At 51.8% G+C, this 16,420-nt stretch carries 17 protein-coding genes; 8 read left to right on the top strand and 9 right to left on the bottom strand.

Features of this window, described 5'->3' with window-relative positions:
• Positions 1 to 15 precede the first annotated feature (15 nt).
• From D6Z24_RS07620 to D6Z24_RS07610, 3 genes are read left to right on the top strand one after another with little or no spacing between them, the layout of a single operon-like run.
• Complete coding sequence (locus tag D6Z24_RS07620; RefSeq protein ID WP_129125962.1) at positions 16 to 480, top strand: MarR family winged helix-turn-helix transcriptional regulator; 465 nt, start codon at positions 16 to 18, stop codon at positions 478 to 480.
• Positions 477 to 2,444, top strand: coding sequence for an FUSC family protein (locus D6Z24_RS07615; protein ID WP_129125961.1), 1,968 nt, complete (start codon positions 477 to 479; stop codon positions 2,442 to 2,444). Before D6Z24_RS07620 ends, D6Z24_RS07615 begins: the two co-directional genes overlap by 4 nt.
• A gap of 18 nt (positions 2,445 to 2,462) precedes the next feature.
• A complete protein-coding gene (locus D6Z24_RS07610) occupies positions 2,463 to 3,194 on the top strand; it encodes an SDR family oxidoreductase (RefSeq protein WP_129125960.1) in 732 nt (243 codons plus the stop codon).
• Between the two features lie 301 nt (positions 3,195 to 3,495).
• Here the strand turns inward: D6Z24_RS07610 and D6Z24_RS07605 are convergent, their stop codons facing one another.
• The 3 genes from D6Z24_RS07605 to D6Z24_RS07595 form a co-directional block, all read right to left on the bottom strand.
• Positions 3,496 to 4,404, bottom strand: coding sequence for an adenylate/guanylate cyclase domain-containing protein (locus tag D6Z24_RS07605; RefSeq protein WP_129125959.1), 909 nt, complete (start codon positions 4,402 to 4,404; stop codon positions 3,496 to 3,498).
• Entirely contained in the window at positions 4,389 to 4,922 is a 534-nt protein-coding gene (locus D6Z24_RS07600; protein WP_129125958.1) for a hypothetical protein, read from the bottom strand. The genes D6Z24_RS07605 and D6Z24_RS07600 overlap by 16 nt, the downstream gene beginning before the upstream one ends.
• Positions 4,923 to 5,293: 371 nt before the next feature.
• Positions 5,294 to 5,842 (bottom strand): recombinase family protein, encoded by a 549-nt coding sequence (locus tag D6Z24_RS07595; RefSeq protein WP_129125957.1) that lies wholly within the window; start codon positions 5,840 to 5,842, stop codon positions 5,294 to 5,296.
• Positions 5,843 to 6,356: 514 nt separating this feature from the next.
• On the opposite strand from D6Z24_RS07595, the gene D6Z24_RS07590 reads away from it, so the two are divergent.
• The 5 genes from D6Z24_RS07590 to D6Z24_RS07570 all read left to right on the top strand — a co-directional run bounded on the left by D6Z24_RS07590 (position 6,357) and on the right by D6Z24_RS07570 (position 10,631).
• Complete coding sequence (locus tag D6Z24_RS07590) at positions 6,357 to 6,611, top strand: ribbon-helix-helix domain-containing protein (RefSeq protein WP_129125956.1); 255 nt, start codon at positions 6,357 to 6,359, stop codon at positions 6,609 to 6,611.
• A gap of 1 nt (position 6,612) precedes the next feature.
• The gene (locus D6Z24_RS07585) at positions 6,613 to 8,340 is read left to right on the top strand and encodes a hypothetical protein (protein WP_129125955.1); all 1,728 of its coding nucleotides are present in this window, start codon (positions 6,613 to 6,615) and stop codon (positions 8,338 to 8,340) included.
• A gap of 282 nt (positions 8,341 to 8,622) precedes the next feature.
• The gene (locus D6Z24_RS07580) at positions 8,623 to 8,967 is read left to right on the top strand and encodes a hypothetical protein (protein WP_129125954.1); all 345 of its coding nucleotides are present in this window, start codon (positions 8,623 to 8,625) and stop codon (positions 8,965 to 8,967) included.
• The gene (locus D6Z24_RS07575; protein ID WP_129125953.1) at positions 8,967 to 9,443 is read left to right on the top strand and encodes a hypothetical protein; all 477 of its coding nucleotides are present in this window, start codon (positions 8,967 to 8,969) and stop codon (positions 9,441 to 9,443) included. The genes D6Z24_RS07580 and D6Z24_RS07575 overlap by 1 nt, the downstream gene beginning before the upstream one ends.
• Before the next feature lie 114 nt (positions 9,444 to 9,557).
• Positions 9,558 to 10,631 carry a tyrosine-type recombinase/integrase gene (locus D6Z24_RS07570; protein WP_162605092.1) on the top strand — a complete coding sequence of 358 codons (1,074 nt, stop codon included), beginning with the start codon at positions 9,558 to 9,560 and terminating at the stop codon, positions 10,629 to 10,631.
• 51 nt (positions 10,632 to 10,682) lie between these two features.
• Here the strand turns inward: D6Z24_RS07570 and D6Z24_RS07565 are convergent, their stop codons facing one another.
• The 6 genes from D6Z24_RS07565 to D6Z24_RS07540 all read right to left on the bottom strand — a co-directional run bounded on the left by D6Z24_RS07565 (position 10,683) and on the right by D6Z24_RS07540 (position 16,356).
• Positions 10,683 to 11,498: a hypothetical protein gene (locus tag D6Z24_RS07565; protein ID WP_129125951.1), complete on the bottom strand. Its 816-nt coding sequence runs from the start codon at positions 11,496 to 11,498 to the stop codon at positions 10,683 to 10,685.
• Between the two features lie 174 nt (positions 11,499 to 11,672).
• Positions 11,673 to 12,890: an HNH endonuclease gene (locus D6Z24_RS07560; protein ID WP_129125950.1), complete on the bottom strand. Its 1,218-nt coding sequence runs from the start codon at positions 12,888 to 12,890 to the stop codon at positions 11,673 to 11,675.
• Between the two features lie 31 nt (positions 12,891 to 12,921).
• Positions 12,922 to 13,113: a phospholipase D-like domain-containing protein gene (locus D6Z24_RS07555; protein ID WP_407925413.1), complete on the bottom strand. Its 192-nt coding sequence runs from the start codon at positions 13,111 to 13,113 to the stop codon at positions 12,922 to 12,924.
• 31 nt (positions 13,114 to 13,144) lie between these two features.
• The gene (locus tag D6Z24_RS07550) at positions 13,145 to 13,900 is read right to left on the bottom strand and encodes a GIY-YIG nuclease family protein (protein WP_246014599.1); all 756 of its coding nucleotides are present in this window, start codon (positions 13,898 to 13,900) and stop codon (positions 13,145 to 13,147) included.
• 119 nt (positions 13,901 to 14,019) lie between these two features.
• Positions 14,020 to 15,024 carry a hypothetical protein gene (locus D6Z24_RS07545; protein ID WP_129125947.1) on the bottom strand — a complete coding sequence of 335 codons (1,005 nt, stop codon included), beginning with the start codon at positions 15,022 to 15,024 and terminating at the stop codon, positions 14,020 to 14,022.
• A 36-nt stretch (positions 15,025 to 15,060) separates the two neighbouring features.
• Entirely contained in the window at positions 15,061 to 16,356 is a 1,296-nt protein-coding gene (locus D6Z24_RS07540; protein WP_129125946.1) for a site-specific integrase, read from the bottom strand.
• Positions 16,357 to 16,420: the final 64 nt, after the last annotated feature.

Genomic DNA, 16,420 nt, shown 5'->3' with positions numbered 1-16,420 from the left:
TGCTATCTGTATTGCATGACAACCGAAACAACGAAGGTAGACAAACACAACCTCCTTTACCGTCTGGGCTTTCTGACGAGGCGTTGGCGGCAGGTGCTCGACTCGGCGTTCCAGTCTTTGGGGGTCACCGACGCGGCATGGCGCCCATTGCTGCATCTGCACCATCTGGGTGACGGCATCAGACAGAAGGATCTTGCGGCCTCTCTCGGCATTGAAGGCCCCTCTCTCACACGCATCCTGGATCAGTTGATTGCGAAAGGGCTCATCGAGCGCAGCGAAGACGCCAGCGATCGGCGGGCGAAACTGCTCGCGCTTTCACCGCAGGGTAGGGCGATGGTCACCGAGATCACCGGGAAGGTCGCGGCCCTCGAGCACGACCTCCTCAGTTCCTTCGGTGACGCGGAAATCGAGCAGATGAGCAGCTTCGTGGAGCGACTGGAGACGAGGCTGCAGGAAACCCGCGCGAGACTGAAAGGATGAATTCGCACCACCGCTTGAAACTCATCGTCGCACTGCGCGGGACGGTGTCCGCGCTGACGGCGCTTGGCGTAGCCCAGTTCCTCGGGATCGAGAATCCCTACTGGGCCGCCATGACCGCACTGATCGTCATCCAGCCGACCCGCGGCCTTCTCTTCGAGAAGAGCTTCTATCGCCTGGTCGGCACCGTCTTCGGCTCGCTCGCCGCCCTTTTTCTCCTCCGGCACACCGGATCCCCCTTTCTGCTCACCTTGGCCCTCGTCTTCTGGATCGCCGCATGCGTCGGCATCGGCAACCTCTTCCACGGCCTTCGCTCCTACGCCTTTCTCATGGCAGGCTGCACCTGCACCGTCATCGTCATGAGCGGTTTCATGAACCCTTCTCGTATGCAGGAGATCGCCTTCGGCCGGATCGCCTGCATCGTCGTCGGCATCATCGTCTCTACGGGAGTGACCGCTCTCTTCACGCCGTCTTCACAGCGCGAGGAGTTGGAGCGTCGCCTTCGGGAGGCGGTCTCGAACGCCATGTGCTGGCTTGCCGCATTGATCCGTCAGGGACGCACGGAGGAGGTCGCGAGACTTGAGCATGCACTGCTTCTTGAGTTGGCCGACCTGGAGGTCCTTTTGGATGCGGCGGGGGCGGCAGCTCCCGGCTTCACGAAAAGAAAGCGGCAGGTGAAGAGCCTGATCGCTGCGCTGCTTTCCCTGCTCTCGGTCGGGCGCCTTTCCGCTGAGCACCTAGAGCGCCATAAGGACGAGGACGGCAGGCACGCGCAGTGGCGCGAGCTCCTGGCGCGGCGTCTGGGCGAAGCCGCAGCGACGTTCGAGTCTTCCAAAGGAGCTGCTATTTTCACCGAGCTCACCGCTCTCTCCTTGGAAGCGCGCTCACACCTGCCGCTTCTGGGTGAGACGCTGCACGGGCTGGTGGCTGCGCTGCAAGACGTACTTTCCGGAGTCGAGGCTGCTGCAGACCGCGGTGAAAACGAGCCGCACCATCGGCTCATTCGCCACCGGGACTGGGTTGAAGCGGGTAGGGCGGCCTTCCGTTCGGGCCTCGTCATCGCGGCCGTCGGATTTACCTGGAGCGCCACCGGCTGGAGCAAGGGGCCGCTCATGCTGATGGCCCTTTCCATCATGACCACCATCTTTTCTAACAAGGACCATCCCGCCCACTTCGTCGGCAACATCTTCGTCGGTGCGGCGATAGGCTCCGCGGCCGCCGTTTTCTGCAGGATATTCCTGCTCCCGGGTGTGGTCGACCCGTACCTCACCATCGCCGTCATAGCGCCGTTCGTGCTGCTCGGGTTCATCGCCATGCAGTACCGGAAAACGGTGCTGGCCGCGACCGACGCGACCCTCTTCTTCATCTTCGTGGTTCAGCCCGGCGTGGCGGTCCACGTCGCCGACATCGACCTGGCCATCGGCGCCGTAGCCATGGTGGCGGGAGTCGGAACCGCATGGGTCTCCTATACCTTGCTGGTCCCGATCAACCCCGGTCTGCGCATGCGGTCCATTCTCGCGGCTGTTTCCCGCGACCTCGTGCGCATGGCACAGAACGGGTCGCCGCAGGTCATGGCCCGCACCCGCGAAAGGCTGCACCACAGGGTGATCCGTCTGGTGGACATGGCCGCGCGGCACGACCCGGAGCATCTAAGAACCGTCGAGGGCGGGGTGACCGCGCTCGGCATGGCCGCAAGTATCAAATCACTGCGGGAAAAACTGGAAAGAGAGGATCTCGCCCCGTCTTCGCAGCGGATCATAAGGGAGGCGCTGATGGCGATAGCCGTCCTGGCCCCTCAACCGGAAAATGCCCGGGACCTGTTGAGCCGCGCCGCACGCGCGCTTTTCGCTGTTTTGGAAGAGGGGGCGGTGATGAAAGACGTGGTGCATGCAGAGGTAGGATCAGCCGGTCACGCAGGGGACGTGCGACTGCACCAGCATCGGCTGCTGTGGGCGGAAAAACAGTAACAGTAAGAGGAGAAGAAAATGGACTTGGCAGGCAAGGTAGTTTTGGTCACCGGCGCCAACGGCGGCATCGGGTGGGCGCTGGTACAGGAGTTATTGGATCGGGGAGCGGCCAAAGTATATGCGGCGGCCCGCAACATCCAGGCGGTAGCCGAAATGGCGAAATTCGACCCGGGGCGCGTGGTCGCGCTGAGGATCGACGTGACACATGAGACGAGCGTGGCAACGGCGGCTGCGCAATGCCAGGACGTCGACCTCGTCATCAACAACGCCGGGGTCAACCATTGCAAGAGCCTGCTCGACCCGGACGGGCTCGACTGCGCCCGCCAGGAGATCAAGGTTAACTACCTCGGCACCCTTTCCATGTGCCGTGCCTTCGCGCCCGTACTGGCCGCACGCGGCGGGGCGATAGCCAACGTCTGCTCCATCCTCGGTCTCGTGAACCTCCCCGTCAACGGAACCTACTCAGCCTCCAAGGCGGCCGGGCACTCGCTGCTGCAGGGGGTGCGCGCCGAGCTCGCGCCGCGTGGCGTCAAGGTTTACGGCGTTTATCCCGGTCCGGTCGACACGAGGATGACCGCCGGGCAGGAGATGTCCAAAGCGACTCCGTCCCAGGTTGCCACGCTGATCCTTGACGGCATCGCGAAGGACGAAGAGTACATCTTCCCCGATGCCATGTCGCTCGACGTGCGCAAAGGGCTGCTCCATGCGCCCAAAGAGGTCGAAAAGCAGTTCGGCGCGATGGTGCCGTAAAACATGCAGACAGTACCCGGAGCGCAATCGTTTAAAAACAAAAAGGCCCTGAGGAATCAGGGCCTTTTGTTCACAAAGTATGTGTTTTGAAACTGGTGGGCGAGATGGGATTCAGTATTCGCTGCGCTCATGAACCCGTTTTACCCCTGGTTCTCGGCCAGCTTCTTCAAGATAACTACCCGCTTTTACACCAATATTATTTCACCGTTAGGGAGCATCTTGTCCCGCTTTCAGAGCCTCATTTCCACTGTGTGGTGTTGTAAAAGTTGCTGAGCTACCAAGTATCAAAATTTGAAAAAAATTACAACTTCATCCGACCGCACTCAACTGCTTGTATGACCCCCCATGCCACTTTATGCCGTACCATCTTCGTCCTTCGCTCCATAGGTAGCGCAGGAGTTGCGACAGCAGATGTGGGATTATCGTACAGTACAGACGCCATGTCTGCTATGCTTCTTGGTCGAGGGGGAACTTGGAACTGTGCTAATAAGCTGTTTGGTACTGTTGTTGGTTGGGCCAGTGCTGCCCCCAACCCAAACCCAGAAGGCTTCATCAGCGTACGCTGCGGTGGCGGAGTCGAAGGGATAACTGGAACTAACTCTTCTTCATAATCTCCAGCAAGAAAGCGGGAAAACCTTCTTCCAACTGCCTTGCCGAAATCCAAACTAGCTCGTCCCTCTCCTGCAGGCACACAGCTTTCCATTTTGCAAGCGAAATGCAGCCCACGTCCGATTGCAGTCACCCGAGTCCCACCCCACGGTCCAATCTTAGCGAGGATCAACTCAGCTTTGTGCAACACTATCTTGGTGTTGAACTCGTATCCCCTGAAATTTGAGTGCCGCCCTTTCATCTGCATCGCGGCATAACGACAGTAATAAGCGGCACGTAGAACATCTACAGCATCTACTGTATCGCACGGGAAGTATGCAATGATGCCATCACCAGCGTATTCTACCTGACTGCTCTCTGCACCGAATTGCTGGGTGATTTGGTCAACGGTGGACAGGTATGTGTGAACAAGCCGTAGATAGGTGCTGTGCTCCCTGCGAGCTAGGAAGTGAGTCGAGGCACAAAGGTCAATCTTGAAGATATAGTAGTCACGCAGTGTGCCTTCTCCACGCCTTAATGCTGACGGGGCAGTGTCCGCAACGGTGTAGGCTTCCGCCTCCTCCAAATGTTTCTGCAGCATTGTTTCTATTTTATTGTACATAAATAACCTATCCTTAGGGCTAGAGTAGCGATTGTCCCGAATGTCACCGATGCAGCTATTACTGCCGCGTTAAACCACTTGTGTTTTCTGTCGCGAATAGAGGAAAGCTTCATCAGTTCAAGCAATAGTTCTTTCTGCCAGTCCGTCTCTAACAGCCTGTAGTGAATGTCTTGGAAGTTGAATTTGGCTTTATTGGGTTTGGTGAGGAAATAGGTGTTACGTGGCGCATACTCTCCAAGGATGATCTCCTCAATCGGATTCTTTGAAGGGAAGAGGACTCCAAGCATAAATGCCAGAGTAGTCACAGCAAAAACAGTCGCAGCAGCAATAAAACCCATTACGAACTTATCGCATTTGTAGTCAGAGACCAAGTTGAAATTAAGGAATCCAACGACTAAAGTCATCAATATTCCGAGTATTTCTGCCTTGGTGTCGTACCCTCTTATCGTTTCCTGGCATTCATTCACGGCGTTCAGCAGGCACTCAATCGCTTTATCCTCTTTACCTTCCTCCGACATGTCCCCTCCACTTGCTGTAGGATAGCAGCCACTTCTTATCTAGCACGGTCCTTGCCATTCACGCAAGAAAACGTACCGTCCGTGCTTGTCCACCAAGGCGTTACGAGAGTTTTGAATCGCTGTGATTTCAGTCTGTTACCGCTAGAAGTATCTGCGTTGTAACCCGCCGGACTCTAGGACAGAAGGGACCAAAAAATGTCGCAAAAATCTGTGAGGGGATGTCGGAAGGGACTTTAGCGACTTTCCCCCTCTGGGGAGGGGGGCATGAGCCGTGCTGTCCCTGATGTCATTTGGGTTCCTAAGGTCAGCATGGACAGACCACAGGGTGGGAATACGTGATGTTGATTCCTCAAAAGCCTCGTGTAGGTGATCTACTTGCTTGCTGCGATCCTATACACACTTGCCACACCTATTCCCAACCTGTCAGCTACTGCTTGCTTCGTCATGCCTTGGTCGAGGAGAGCCATCACCTCATCAGCTTTTGCCCTGGCAGTCGGCTTGCGCCCCTTGTACTTCCCTGCTTCCTTTGCTGCCTGAATTCCTTCCTTCTGCCTCTCCAGCATCAACTCCCGTTCAAACGTGGCGATGGCTGCCAGCATGGTCAGCATGAGCTTGCCTGTCGGGGTGGAGGTGTCCAGGTTGATGTTCAAACACTTGAAGCTGACTCTCTTGGCTTTTAGGGTGGTCACCAGTTCCAGGACATCCTTGGTGCTCCTCCCGATCCTGTCGAGCTTGGTGCAGACGATGGTGTCACCCTCCCTGCAGTAGTCAACCATCCTTGCCAGTTCGGGACGCTTGGAGTCTACCCCGCTCCTCTGCTCACTGAAGACCTTGTCACACCCTGCAGCATGGAGAGCCTCAAGCTGAGGCTCTATGTTCTGGTCTGTGGTGCTGGTCCTTGCGTAGCCGATCACTGCCATGTTCTACCTCCTATCACAGAAGTCAAAGATGGTGTGATAGTAGACTATCAAAAATCAGATGTCAACTCTTGTGATAGGCGGTAGAAGCGATTTTGGAGTCGATCAAAAGACCTTGCCCTAATGATAGGTGGACTTTATTCCCTGCCTAAAGAATAGCCCTCTCGTCACTAGCCCCTCGATGCTGCGGTAACTCCATGTTTTGCCTCAGATTAATACGCCTCCAAACCGCCTGTACCTGCTTATTCCCCGTCTAAAGAACAGCCTCCCAAACACTCACCAAAGGCGGCTGCACCCCCAAACCTTATTCCCCTTCTAAAGAGTAGCCTCCCAAGCATCCACTAGATCTCTTGGGTCAGCGGTAACTAGTGGTACTAGCTTGTGATGTTTCAACCACCAAGACGTTTGTACCGGCTTATTCCCTTCCTAAAGGACCCGAAATAATCGTGCGTCCTTCTGGAGATCTATTTTTGGCAATTCTTGCAGCCAAATCTACTACCAAAAAGGAGACAACCCAATGACCAGCAACAAGCAACCGAGGAAGACCTACATCAAGCGTGGCTCTGGTGTCTGCGTCCACCCGAACTTGGATGAGGCTTCTCATGCAAGGCTTCTTGAAGCTCAGGAGATCCTGAGGGAACGGGAGCAGAGCATCAGCCAATCCGTGGTGATGCGTAGGGCTGTGCGCCTGTATGCGTCCTACCTGAAGTCCAACCCCGACCTCAACCAGGAACTCTTGCTGCTCAAACGCGCAGAGAAAGGGGTGATCTAGGATGAGTATTACGGAAAAGGCATTCGACCACATGATGGGGATGTTTGCTCAATATGGTCACAGACCTTCAGCTGACCAGCAGACCGCCTTGAAAGCCATTCAGAGTACCCTCACAGCGATGCTGATGGAAGAAGCAGGAACGAAGTATTACCTATCTTCGCTCGACCCTGGTGTGGGCAAGACCACAGCTATCGTATCTTGGTTAAACGTCTACATTACGATGTACCCCACAGGAGGCCACCCCCATGGCATCCTAATCTGTGTCGATAGACTCTCGGAGATTGAGCGCTACGTTCAAGACTGTAAGCTACCTCAGGACAGTTATGCTGTTCTGGCTGGTAAGCAGGAGTGGAAGCTCAACCAGATGGGGCTTGGCTCTGAGAACATCGATAAGGCTCTGGTTCTATTCACAACCAAGGAGCAGGTGCGGAAAAGGAGTCAGGGAGTCAGCATAGACTCCCAGTCAACCTTCAACTACAAAGGCAAGCCAAGAGCGGTAAAGGTGTGGGATGAGTCGTTGCTACTGGGGAAGGATATCGTCATCAACCCCTATGACTTCGGCAGACTCTATACTCCGTTGGCTATGGTATCCGAGGAGTTGGTCCTGATCGTCCAGGACACGATACATGAACTAACAAGGTGGACAAAGCCAGTGTACCGGATGCCGATACTACCTGATCTCCCTCCAGACTTCTTCACCCAGGTCAGGAAGAAGGATGACCGTGATCTTTTGGAGTTGTTCTTCAGGCTCTCTGGGCAGTCTGTCACCTTGAGGAGGGAACGGAGGAACCATCTGATCATCGACTGCATTCAGAGCATTCCATCAGACTTCCCGCCCTGTCTGATCCTGGATGCCTCAGGACGGATCAAGGGAACCTACAAGGTGCAGCGGAAGAGACTGGACAACCTAGAGCATCTCCCTTACAGCAACAAATCCTATCGCAACCTGACCATCAGCGTGTGGGATCGATCTGCGGGGAAGGGGATCATCACGGACCTCAAGACCGTAACTCCCGAACTGGTCAAGGTCATCAAGGAGTTTCCTGGTGAAAGGTTCCTCTTCTTGCTGTATCAGGATCAAGTCCTTCCTCTTCAGCAGTCACTGAGCAAGTACCTGCCGCTGTCCGACATGGAGCGGCTGCAGTATTGCACATGGGGGCAGCATACAGCGACCAACGAGTTCTGCGAGATCCCCAACGTCATTGGTCTGAGTGCCTACCAGTACCCTGATTCAACGTACGACGCCATGACCAGGGCAGCAGGTTTGATGTCCACGGAGGAAGGCGAGTTCCCCAGTCAGGCAGAGATCAACATGGTCAAGAAAGGGGAGATCTCCAGCGACTTACTCCAAGGAGTGACTAGGAGTATGGTCAGGAAGTCGGAAGGCGACACCTGTCCTCCCACCAGATTGTGGCTCATAGCTCACCCGAAGACAGGCTTGCGGAAAGAGCTACCTGTGATCTTCCCAGAAGCCACCGTCCAGGACTGGAAGACCCAAAGCTTTACCCTGACAAGAAAGCAACAGACAGCTTTTGACCTTGTACAGGAGCAACTGAAAGCTGGCTTGGAGTCCTTTCCTTGTGCTCCGATTCGAAACATGCTGATGATGCAACCGACCCCCTTCAAGAAGATGCTCTACACAGACTCCTTCCAGGCAGCTCTTTCAAGCGTACAGCTTGAAGTTGCCTCCAAACCCTCAGGCTTGTATTTCCAGACACTTATCTCATAAGGGGTGTATCTTTTCCCTTCTATTCTTAAGGGGTAATGTACACCCTTGAGTCTTCTCCCTCATGATCATCACATCAAAGTCAATCTAGTATGCCACGCTATTACGTTGCCGAATGGGTCTCCTGCCCTGTCTGTGGAGACCCTGTAAGAATCACCCGTAACAACATCATCTTCAAGCACACAACACTGATCAAGGATGTCCTTATTCTCGATTTTACCAGAGCGTCTTACTACATGGAGCTTTGCCCAGCTTCAAGAACCCTTTACAGAAAGGAGTCGACACATGACCATGATCAACAAACCTGCGCCAGTCCCTCAGGAGTATCAGGCGCCCTTAGCTCTCAGGTGTCTGGTGGAGGAGGATCTACGCCAATCGTTAGGCGTTCTTCCGCCAGTTGAAGGTCCTCACCCAAATGAAGGTCCAAAGACGATCACAGGCGAGGAAACGCCTTTCTGGTTAATTCAAACAATAACCAAGAACCATGGAGTTGACAGTGGGCGGTTCCTTGTATGGGCTACTTACACCTTGTCTCCACATGAGAAGTCTTCTCTCCTCTACAGACTTTACCTTGGCAGGAGTGATGTACTTGACCGTCTGGTGGAGAAGTTTCTCAAGGAGGTCTCGTGATGTCTTGGACCCGGTCCTTAAGAATTGAAGTCGCAGAAAATGCCCGCCCCAGCGCTCTCTCCCAACTTCCCCCTCCTGGTAATATCGGAGAGCATCCCCTTGCAGCGCTAGGAAGGCAGATAAAAGACTTGGCAGACGGACTCCAGAACATTGTCAGGACCTACACCGTTCCGAAGAAGAAAGACGTCGAGGTACCACCAAAATCTACATCTCAGGTGGGGGCTGCTCTTACCCCGCCTCCTGATCCTGAAGGTGGAAATCCTGAACCCTCCCTTGGTCCAACTCGTGATTACTCACATCTGCCTACCCCTTTTCCAGAGTTCTACCCAACTGCAGGAGAGCGTATAAACCTGGATCGTATGCGCTTCATGGCTCATCTGGACAGATTATATTTCGACACCTTTGGTACTGAAGACGCGATTACTGAAGAAAGGAAGAAAGTAATACTTCGTAAGTACAATAAAATTGGTTACTGAATGAAATTGTTTCGACATAGAAACTATCAGGATATAGAAACTAAAAAAAATGCACTTCTAACAAAAACATTTGCTACAATTGATTCAACTGTTTCAACAGGAGGTACTGTAGCTATGCAAGATATTGCAAATACGAATATGAGAAACCTGTACCGTCGTGGCAAGAAAGGTATGCTTTACATGAAATTCGCATACTTAGGGTGTGAGGTAAACAAATGTACGAAAACTACTGACCCAGATTTGGCGCAGGAAGCCATCAAGCAACTCAAGAAAGATTTGTATTTGCAGAAGCTAAAGGGCGGCGACATCCCGAAGAAGCTAAAGGGCAGCAACAAACCCAACAGGACCTCCTCCTCTTCAATCACGTTTTCGCAAGCTATCGAGGATGTCTATAAAGAGCGGTGGGTCGGCAATGTTTCGGGTACAACTTCGTATCGGTATGCTCGCGCCGTCCTCAACATAGTAGGCGATATACCCATAGTGGAGATTGATACCAAAAAGGTACGTATAGCGCATGCACACCTCAAGGGAACAATTAGCAATGTATCCACGGTGAACCGCTACCTGACGGCTTTCAGAACCGTCATTAGGCATGCCGCAGAATCATATGCATTGCCAGTCCCAAAATTCCCGCAGATCAAGGATCAGGACGGGAGGATCAAGGTGTTTACTCGGCAGGAGGAGAATGCAATCATCAACTGGTTCCGTTCGCATGAAATGGAAGAAATGGCTGACATTTCAGTATTGCTCATCGATACAGGCTTTAGGTTGTCGGAGTGTCTAGGGATCGGTAGGAGGGGTAAAGACGGGAGACTGATTTCGGAGGCCAACATTCCAAGTCGCAGGGTAACTTCCTGGGTAAACAAGGGGGCAAAGCCAAGGACAGTCCCACTGACCCAGAGGGCAAGTCAGATCTTGGAGGTGAGGGGGCGAGTCCCATTCACCATCACGAAGGACAAGTATGAGCGAAACTGGAAAAAGATGCGAGATGCTCTGGGACTTGAAAGGGACTGCGTTGCCCATGCCTACCGCCACACCTGTGCTTCACGGCTACTGGAGACAGGCAGTTCACTACTCGTCGTAAAGGAGTGGTTAGGGCACTCCTCGATTGAGGTGACGATGAAGTACTGCCACCTAGCGTCGACAAGCCTTGACGAAGCGGCTAAGAGGCTGGAGTTGTTCTCTTAGCCGTTTACCTCTAAAACTAGGATCGATAAGCGATCCCCCCATTTTTTCGTGTCACGTGCCTGTTGCGTCGCTTTTGACACCTGAGGCATGTGGACCTGCTCCTAACACTGCTTCGATACGGTCCTGTATTCTCTTGGCAAACTCCTCCAACTTGTCCTGCTCCCAAACGATGCAGTTGTATTGCCTTATGTCGAAATGAAGTTCATCAAGATTGTCTTTGCGGCAGGACCAGATTACCTCCAAACCCAATCCTTTCGCGAACCCTGCTTCGTAATACACTCCCCCCCTGTGTCCGGTAAAGTCAGCAAGGACAAAGCGACTTCGGCGTATTTGAGCAATAATTTCATCATCTATCTTCTTGTTATGTTCGCTTAGGTCCACGCGGTGAGGATGATATCCTGCCTGCCTGATACCCCGATCAATGGCTCGTAGATAGACATCTTGGAGATCCTCAGCAAACCACATCGCGACAAAACCTTGTGCGCTATTCATGTTTGTAGTTCTTGTTTTATCGAGATAAGCCCACCCTCCAGGATTGATTTTGAGGCGGATGATGTTAAGAGTGCTTTTGGTGTTATCAATATATTCGATGGATGCCAAGTACTCGACCAGTTCAACAAACTCTTCGAAGTTCAAAGCCCAGCATATCGAAAGCCAATCATCAGAGTATTCTAAGAGTTCTCCTGCGTAAGTGGTTAATGCTTCTAAGCCTACAAGCAATTTATCCGCACGTTGGTGGAAGGAAGGTGTAACCAGTGAGGTTAGAGATACTAGGTTTTCACTACTAATTGTGAATCCCGGATTCTCTTTGAGCCACCCTGAAATGTTGGTGAGTTGCCTTCCTGAAAAGGTCTTGTTCCGTACCATTCCCAATGCTGTGTTTGTCACGGAATAGTTGCCACAACGCCGACATTCAACGTCTGACGTGCCACCCCGACTCTGAAAGTACATTTCCGTTCCGCAAAAGGGACAAGTATCCACAAGGTATTCCTTTCCAAGGCTAGGCTATTGCGGGAGATGCACCCCGCAGATGTATTGCCATCAAGACTGCTGCTTTATGTGGCTCCATCTCAGCTTTAGGAAATCTGAGGAGATTTGAGAGCCGTTCTGACGCGGGTTCAGTTTTTTGCCGTGAAAGGCGTAATATGGGGTGTTCTGCAGAGTGGCGTCAACTTCAGCCTCAAGCGTCTCTGGGTTAACCTTGATCAAGTCAGCGTCGAAGAGATAGTGGAGATCTGCCCTCATGAGAAGCCCATTGTCTAATTTGTTTATACCCGACTTCGCATGTGGCAGGATATGAACTGCTTCAAGAACTTCTGCTGGCCCATGTCCTGAAAGGACACAGCACGGACCATATGCCTCCAGAAGATTCTTTCTGAACAGGGGCTGTCCCCTCCGAACGCGTGCTGCAAATCGTTGTAGTTCTTGTGGGTCATCGTCAGGTGCCTCCCCGAACTCTTTGTATCTCAGTTTTTCTTCTGGCTCGTATTGCCCTTTCCCCCATAGACGTGAGAACTCCGAGTCCAGTTTTGATACCAAAAGAGCTTTTGAACTTGGGTCAAAGAACTCATGCCAAACAGCCTCATCAGTCTGACTGACAGAGGAGAACCCTTTCCTTTCATCAGTAGGGTCAAGCGCCCTAAAATTCATCACTTTGTTGTACACGCCGGGAAGAGCGCGGCCAATTGCAAGAGCCACTTCAGATACCGGGCTGCCTGGTAATCTTGAGATGGAAGAGTTTAGCGTTTGAGCATACGCCCACAAACCGCCGATGCTCTCTTCACGTGTCCAATCTCGTCCGGTATTCCTTACCAGTGTGAAAAGTCTTTGAGCTTCATTGGTGGTGATAAGGTAGTTTGTTTCGGAGAAGAATTTGAGGATACGCATATGGGGGACGACAGGATCCTCCAGTAGCCAGTCTTTCTTTATGATCTCCTTTGCTCCCAGGCATTTGTGTTTTATCTGAATAGATACTCTCAGATCTATTCCTGGAGGAGGAGTACCTGGCTTGTAGAGTGGGATAGAAGCCTCGTCCTCTTCTATTAGGGACGGAGCGCTGGTGAGGATTCCATACGCGACTATTCCTGGAATCTTTCCACTTTTTTTTCCTGCCGCACGCCAAAAGAAAACCTCATCCCCCGGTGCCATTTTGTCTGCCAAATGTTTCTGACCGACCAGCCACCGGACATTGTCATAATTCTTGATATAGGTGTCGATATCGAAATAATCAGGATTACCTTGGAATATCCAGTGATTCACGACCTTACCTCCCTTTTGTGGCGGCTCCTATTCACTTTCCCTTATAACTCTCCGCATGCTCCCGGTGCAGGTAGAAGTTTTTACTATACCTTTCAACGAGTGCCTGGTTTCCTTTGATGATCAACAGGTTCTCTGCGTTTTTTTCTTCTGCTGCTTCGGTGAAGTTGAAGCTCCCCGTGATCAAGGTCTCACGATCTATGATCATTATTTTGTTGTGGGCTATTGCGTGTTGTGAGTCTATCTCCGCTTCCCCCTTACTTATCTATCCGTGTGTTTGCTAAACGATATTCGGAAATGCAAATATTGTCTTCATGCATCCGGTTGGGAAGCAGAGCTGCCAAGTCTCGTATTACCATTCTTTCAAGAGTGACCCTGTGTGGTGCCATGATGTCAGGTAAAACATCATAACGGAAGTGGTCCCAGTGTGGGATTGCGGAGTAGTTGACGCTGAGTCGTTTTACCAGGTCAACGGCTTCTCCTACGTAGAGGAGTTTGTTTTGCGTGTCTATTAGGGTATATATGACATTTTTTACGCCTTGCTGCAGCGGAAGAGACCTTCTAGGCATCCAGTCTTGTTTGTGGATTCTAGCTTCGCTTTTACCCGCTATTTCGTCATCGATTCGTTTGATTGCTGATGATTGCACCAAGCGTTTGAATAGTTCAGGAAAGCTTGGTTCCTGGGTGTAGTAGGCAGTGAACCTAAAGGTTCTGCATGTATTGTCATATTCGATGTCCAAAAATTCCCAGAAGGGGATGGCTTTTTCGATATCTGCAGTTGTGAGAGGACTGAGGCTGGTTTCTAAAGCTCTCATATAGCTCATCAGAAAGGTGTGCTTCAGTTCAACTGAGAGAGACTCAGGAAACCATAGACGGTATGCAGGGGTGTTCCGTCCTTGTTTTGCAGAGGTGAGCCATCCGTCATAACTTGCTGATTTGAATGTGATTTTAACCTTAGCTCGTGGATCTCTTTTACTGGAGATATCTGCAAAATCAGCCTGTAATTGCCACATATTGCAAGCCCATGTCGGGATAGTGGTTCCCTTGTAATCGAACAGGGACTTATCTACCTTCTTTCTCCATAATGGAAATTCGACGTCCTTACGTTCCAGTTTGATAGTTATCTCCTTTTTCAGCCTTTATAGCTGCCGGTGTCCTCCTCGATTTGCAGTCGAAACCTTGGAGGCTGGCTTAATTGTAATTGCCCGAGGGGGTCCCCCGTCGGTGGTAGGCTCACTGTGGGATTAAGGTCGAGAGTCTCTTGGGAAGGGCGTGGATTGTGAATCATAACTTCTACAACTTCATACGACTTATTTACAAATACCCCAGCCTCTTGATTCCATTTCTGATGAATTTTGAGACGTACATGTAGGGAATCTCCTGGTGCTATTGTTATCTGTCGGGAGAAAAACTTATTATAAAATTCATCGTCGGTAACTGGCGCTGCAATTTTTATGTCATTCCAAACGAACTCCCATCTTCTCTTCGATTTATAGAGAATAGCACGAACGATCCTCACATCAGTGACTTCTTCCAGATCGCGTGAATCGGCATCAGGTTGGCTCAGGTCCTCAGAAATAGCTGCGAATTGTACACGGGGTATATCAAAAGGCGGTGGTTCAGCCATGCTTCTGGAAATGCCGAAACTGGCAATTGCCGGGTCCGTTTCGATTGCTTTAATCGCTTGACCAATCCCTTTGCGAAACTGCGAGTTTCGCTCAACCTGCTTGGTGGCGTCATGTACCGCCCTTGGCACAACAATTTTCTTATCCCCTTGCTGTATTAAAACTTCATCTGGCCCAACGTTGACGGTTACCTCGTTATTGGGAGGCAGGGCGTATTGACAAAAAACGTTGGTCACCACACCTAAGATGAAGCCTTTTACCAAGTCGTTTGAGAACAAGTTGCCAGCACTCTTGTATATCGATCTAACAAGTGCCTTGAAGCTTCCTGGCCCAAACGCCTCTACAACAATCTCAATCTCATAACCGGGATTCAGCGTCTTGTTTGCAGCCTTGGCTGCGTCAGCTATGTTGACTAGGGCTGTCGCAAGTGTGTATGCATTAATTCGCGTGAATTCGCCACCAAAATGAAGGACTATTGAGTCCTCATTTTCAGGAATGTAGACAGTGGGCATTGTAGTTTCCTAAGTTGGCGATATGAAACAGATAGGTTAATAACATATCATTGACACTGCCTCAAGCAAAACCTTGGGCTGATACCTCTTGCCGTACCTCCCTGTTGTGATGCTGTCATTGGCATGTCCCATAAGTTCTGAGATCAACGACTCCTGGCAGCCCAATTGCTTGAGAGTGTCGGCGAAAGTGTGACGCAAAGAATGGAATGTTTTGAGCGGATCATCCGTGATGTGCTTCCTGTTGAACCTCCCATACCAGTTTCCGAGAGCAGGGCAGTAACCATCAGTGTCCCTTCTGAACAAAGCAGGCCACAGCCTAACTGACTTCCTCTCCTTCATGGACTCCACGAACTTAAGCAATCCCAAGTCAATCAGCCGTTGGTGTATGGGAATGATCCTGTTGCTCGATTCCGTCTTCAGCCTCTTATCACCCTCCTCATTCACATCGAAGCACCAGACTCCATCAACCTGCTTCACATCGGAGACATGGAGCCCACAAATCTCCCCCAGCCTCATTCCTGAGTACATCCCGATCATCGGCACCCAGTACCGTTCAGGTTTACTTGAAGGGGAGGGGAGAGCCTGGACGATTCTTTTAAGGTCTTCGTGGGAGTACGCCTTCCTCTCGTCCTGGGCTTTCCTGTGCTGCTTGACCTTCAGCCCCTCTGCAGGGTTGTTCTTCCGGTATCCCTCCTTGACGCAGTGGATCATCAGACCACCGAAGAGGGTGAGCATTTTGTTGACCGTTGTAGTGCTCATTGGTCTGATGTCTGGAAGGGACAGCACCTGCTTGATGGTCTTCTTGGGGTGCTTCTTGTAGAGGTTGGCAGGTAGGCGCTTCAGGGTGTCTCTGAGATCCCTTACCGTCGAGCGGTCAATTAAGGATACCTTCCGGTTTCCCACGACATCCAGAATCAGGCGATAATAGCTCTCATACTCCAGGCGTGTCTTCGCAGTCCAGGCTGATGAGCGGTCTTCCGTGTATTCTTGGATAACGGCTTGAAGGGTAGGGGAGGAGTCCTCATTAGGCTGGTGGACATGTTGAGGTTCTTCAGTCTGCCGGGTCGATGATGGGAGAGGGGCAGGTTGCTTTCCAAGGACAACCTGTATCCGGTCCCTTGCTTGCTCCTCGGTGATGAAGCCACAGCGAGTAAGCGCAAAGACCTCCAGGAGTCGAGGACGCAGAACAGCAGCGGTCAGTTTGGCGGTTTTCTTGTCTTTGGTGTGGAGGGATTTGAGGATTTCGCGTGAAGGGAAGACGCTGGGGAGGTCGCTAGGGACTCTCAACCGAAGGTAGAAGTGTCCATTGCGGGAGTGGAGGTAGGTCGCCATCTTGCTCTCCTTTGTGTGGTAAAGGAGGTCTCTTCTGGAGAGCAAGAGGCTAAATGAAACTTGA

The sequence above is a fragment of the Geomonas oryzae genome, assembly GCF_004117875.1.
Lineage (GTDB): Bacteria > Desulfobacterota > Desulfuromonadia > Geobacterales > Geobacteraceae > Geomonas > Geomonas oryzae.
Note: the sequence above shows the minus strand (reverse complement) of the source record. Positions and strands in the feature narration are given on the sequence as shown.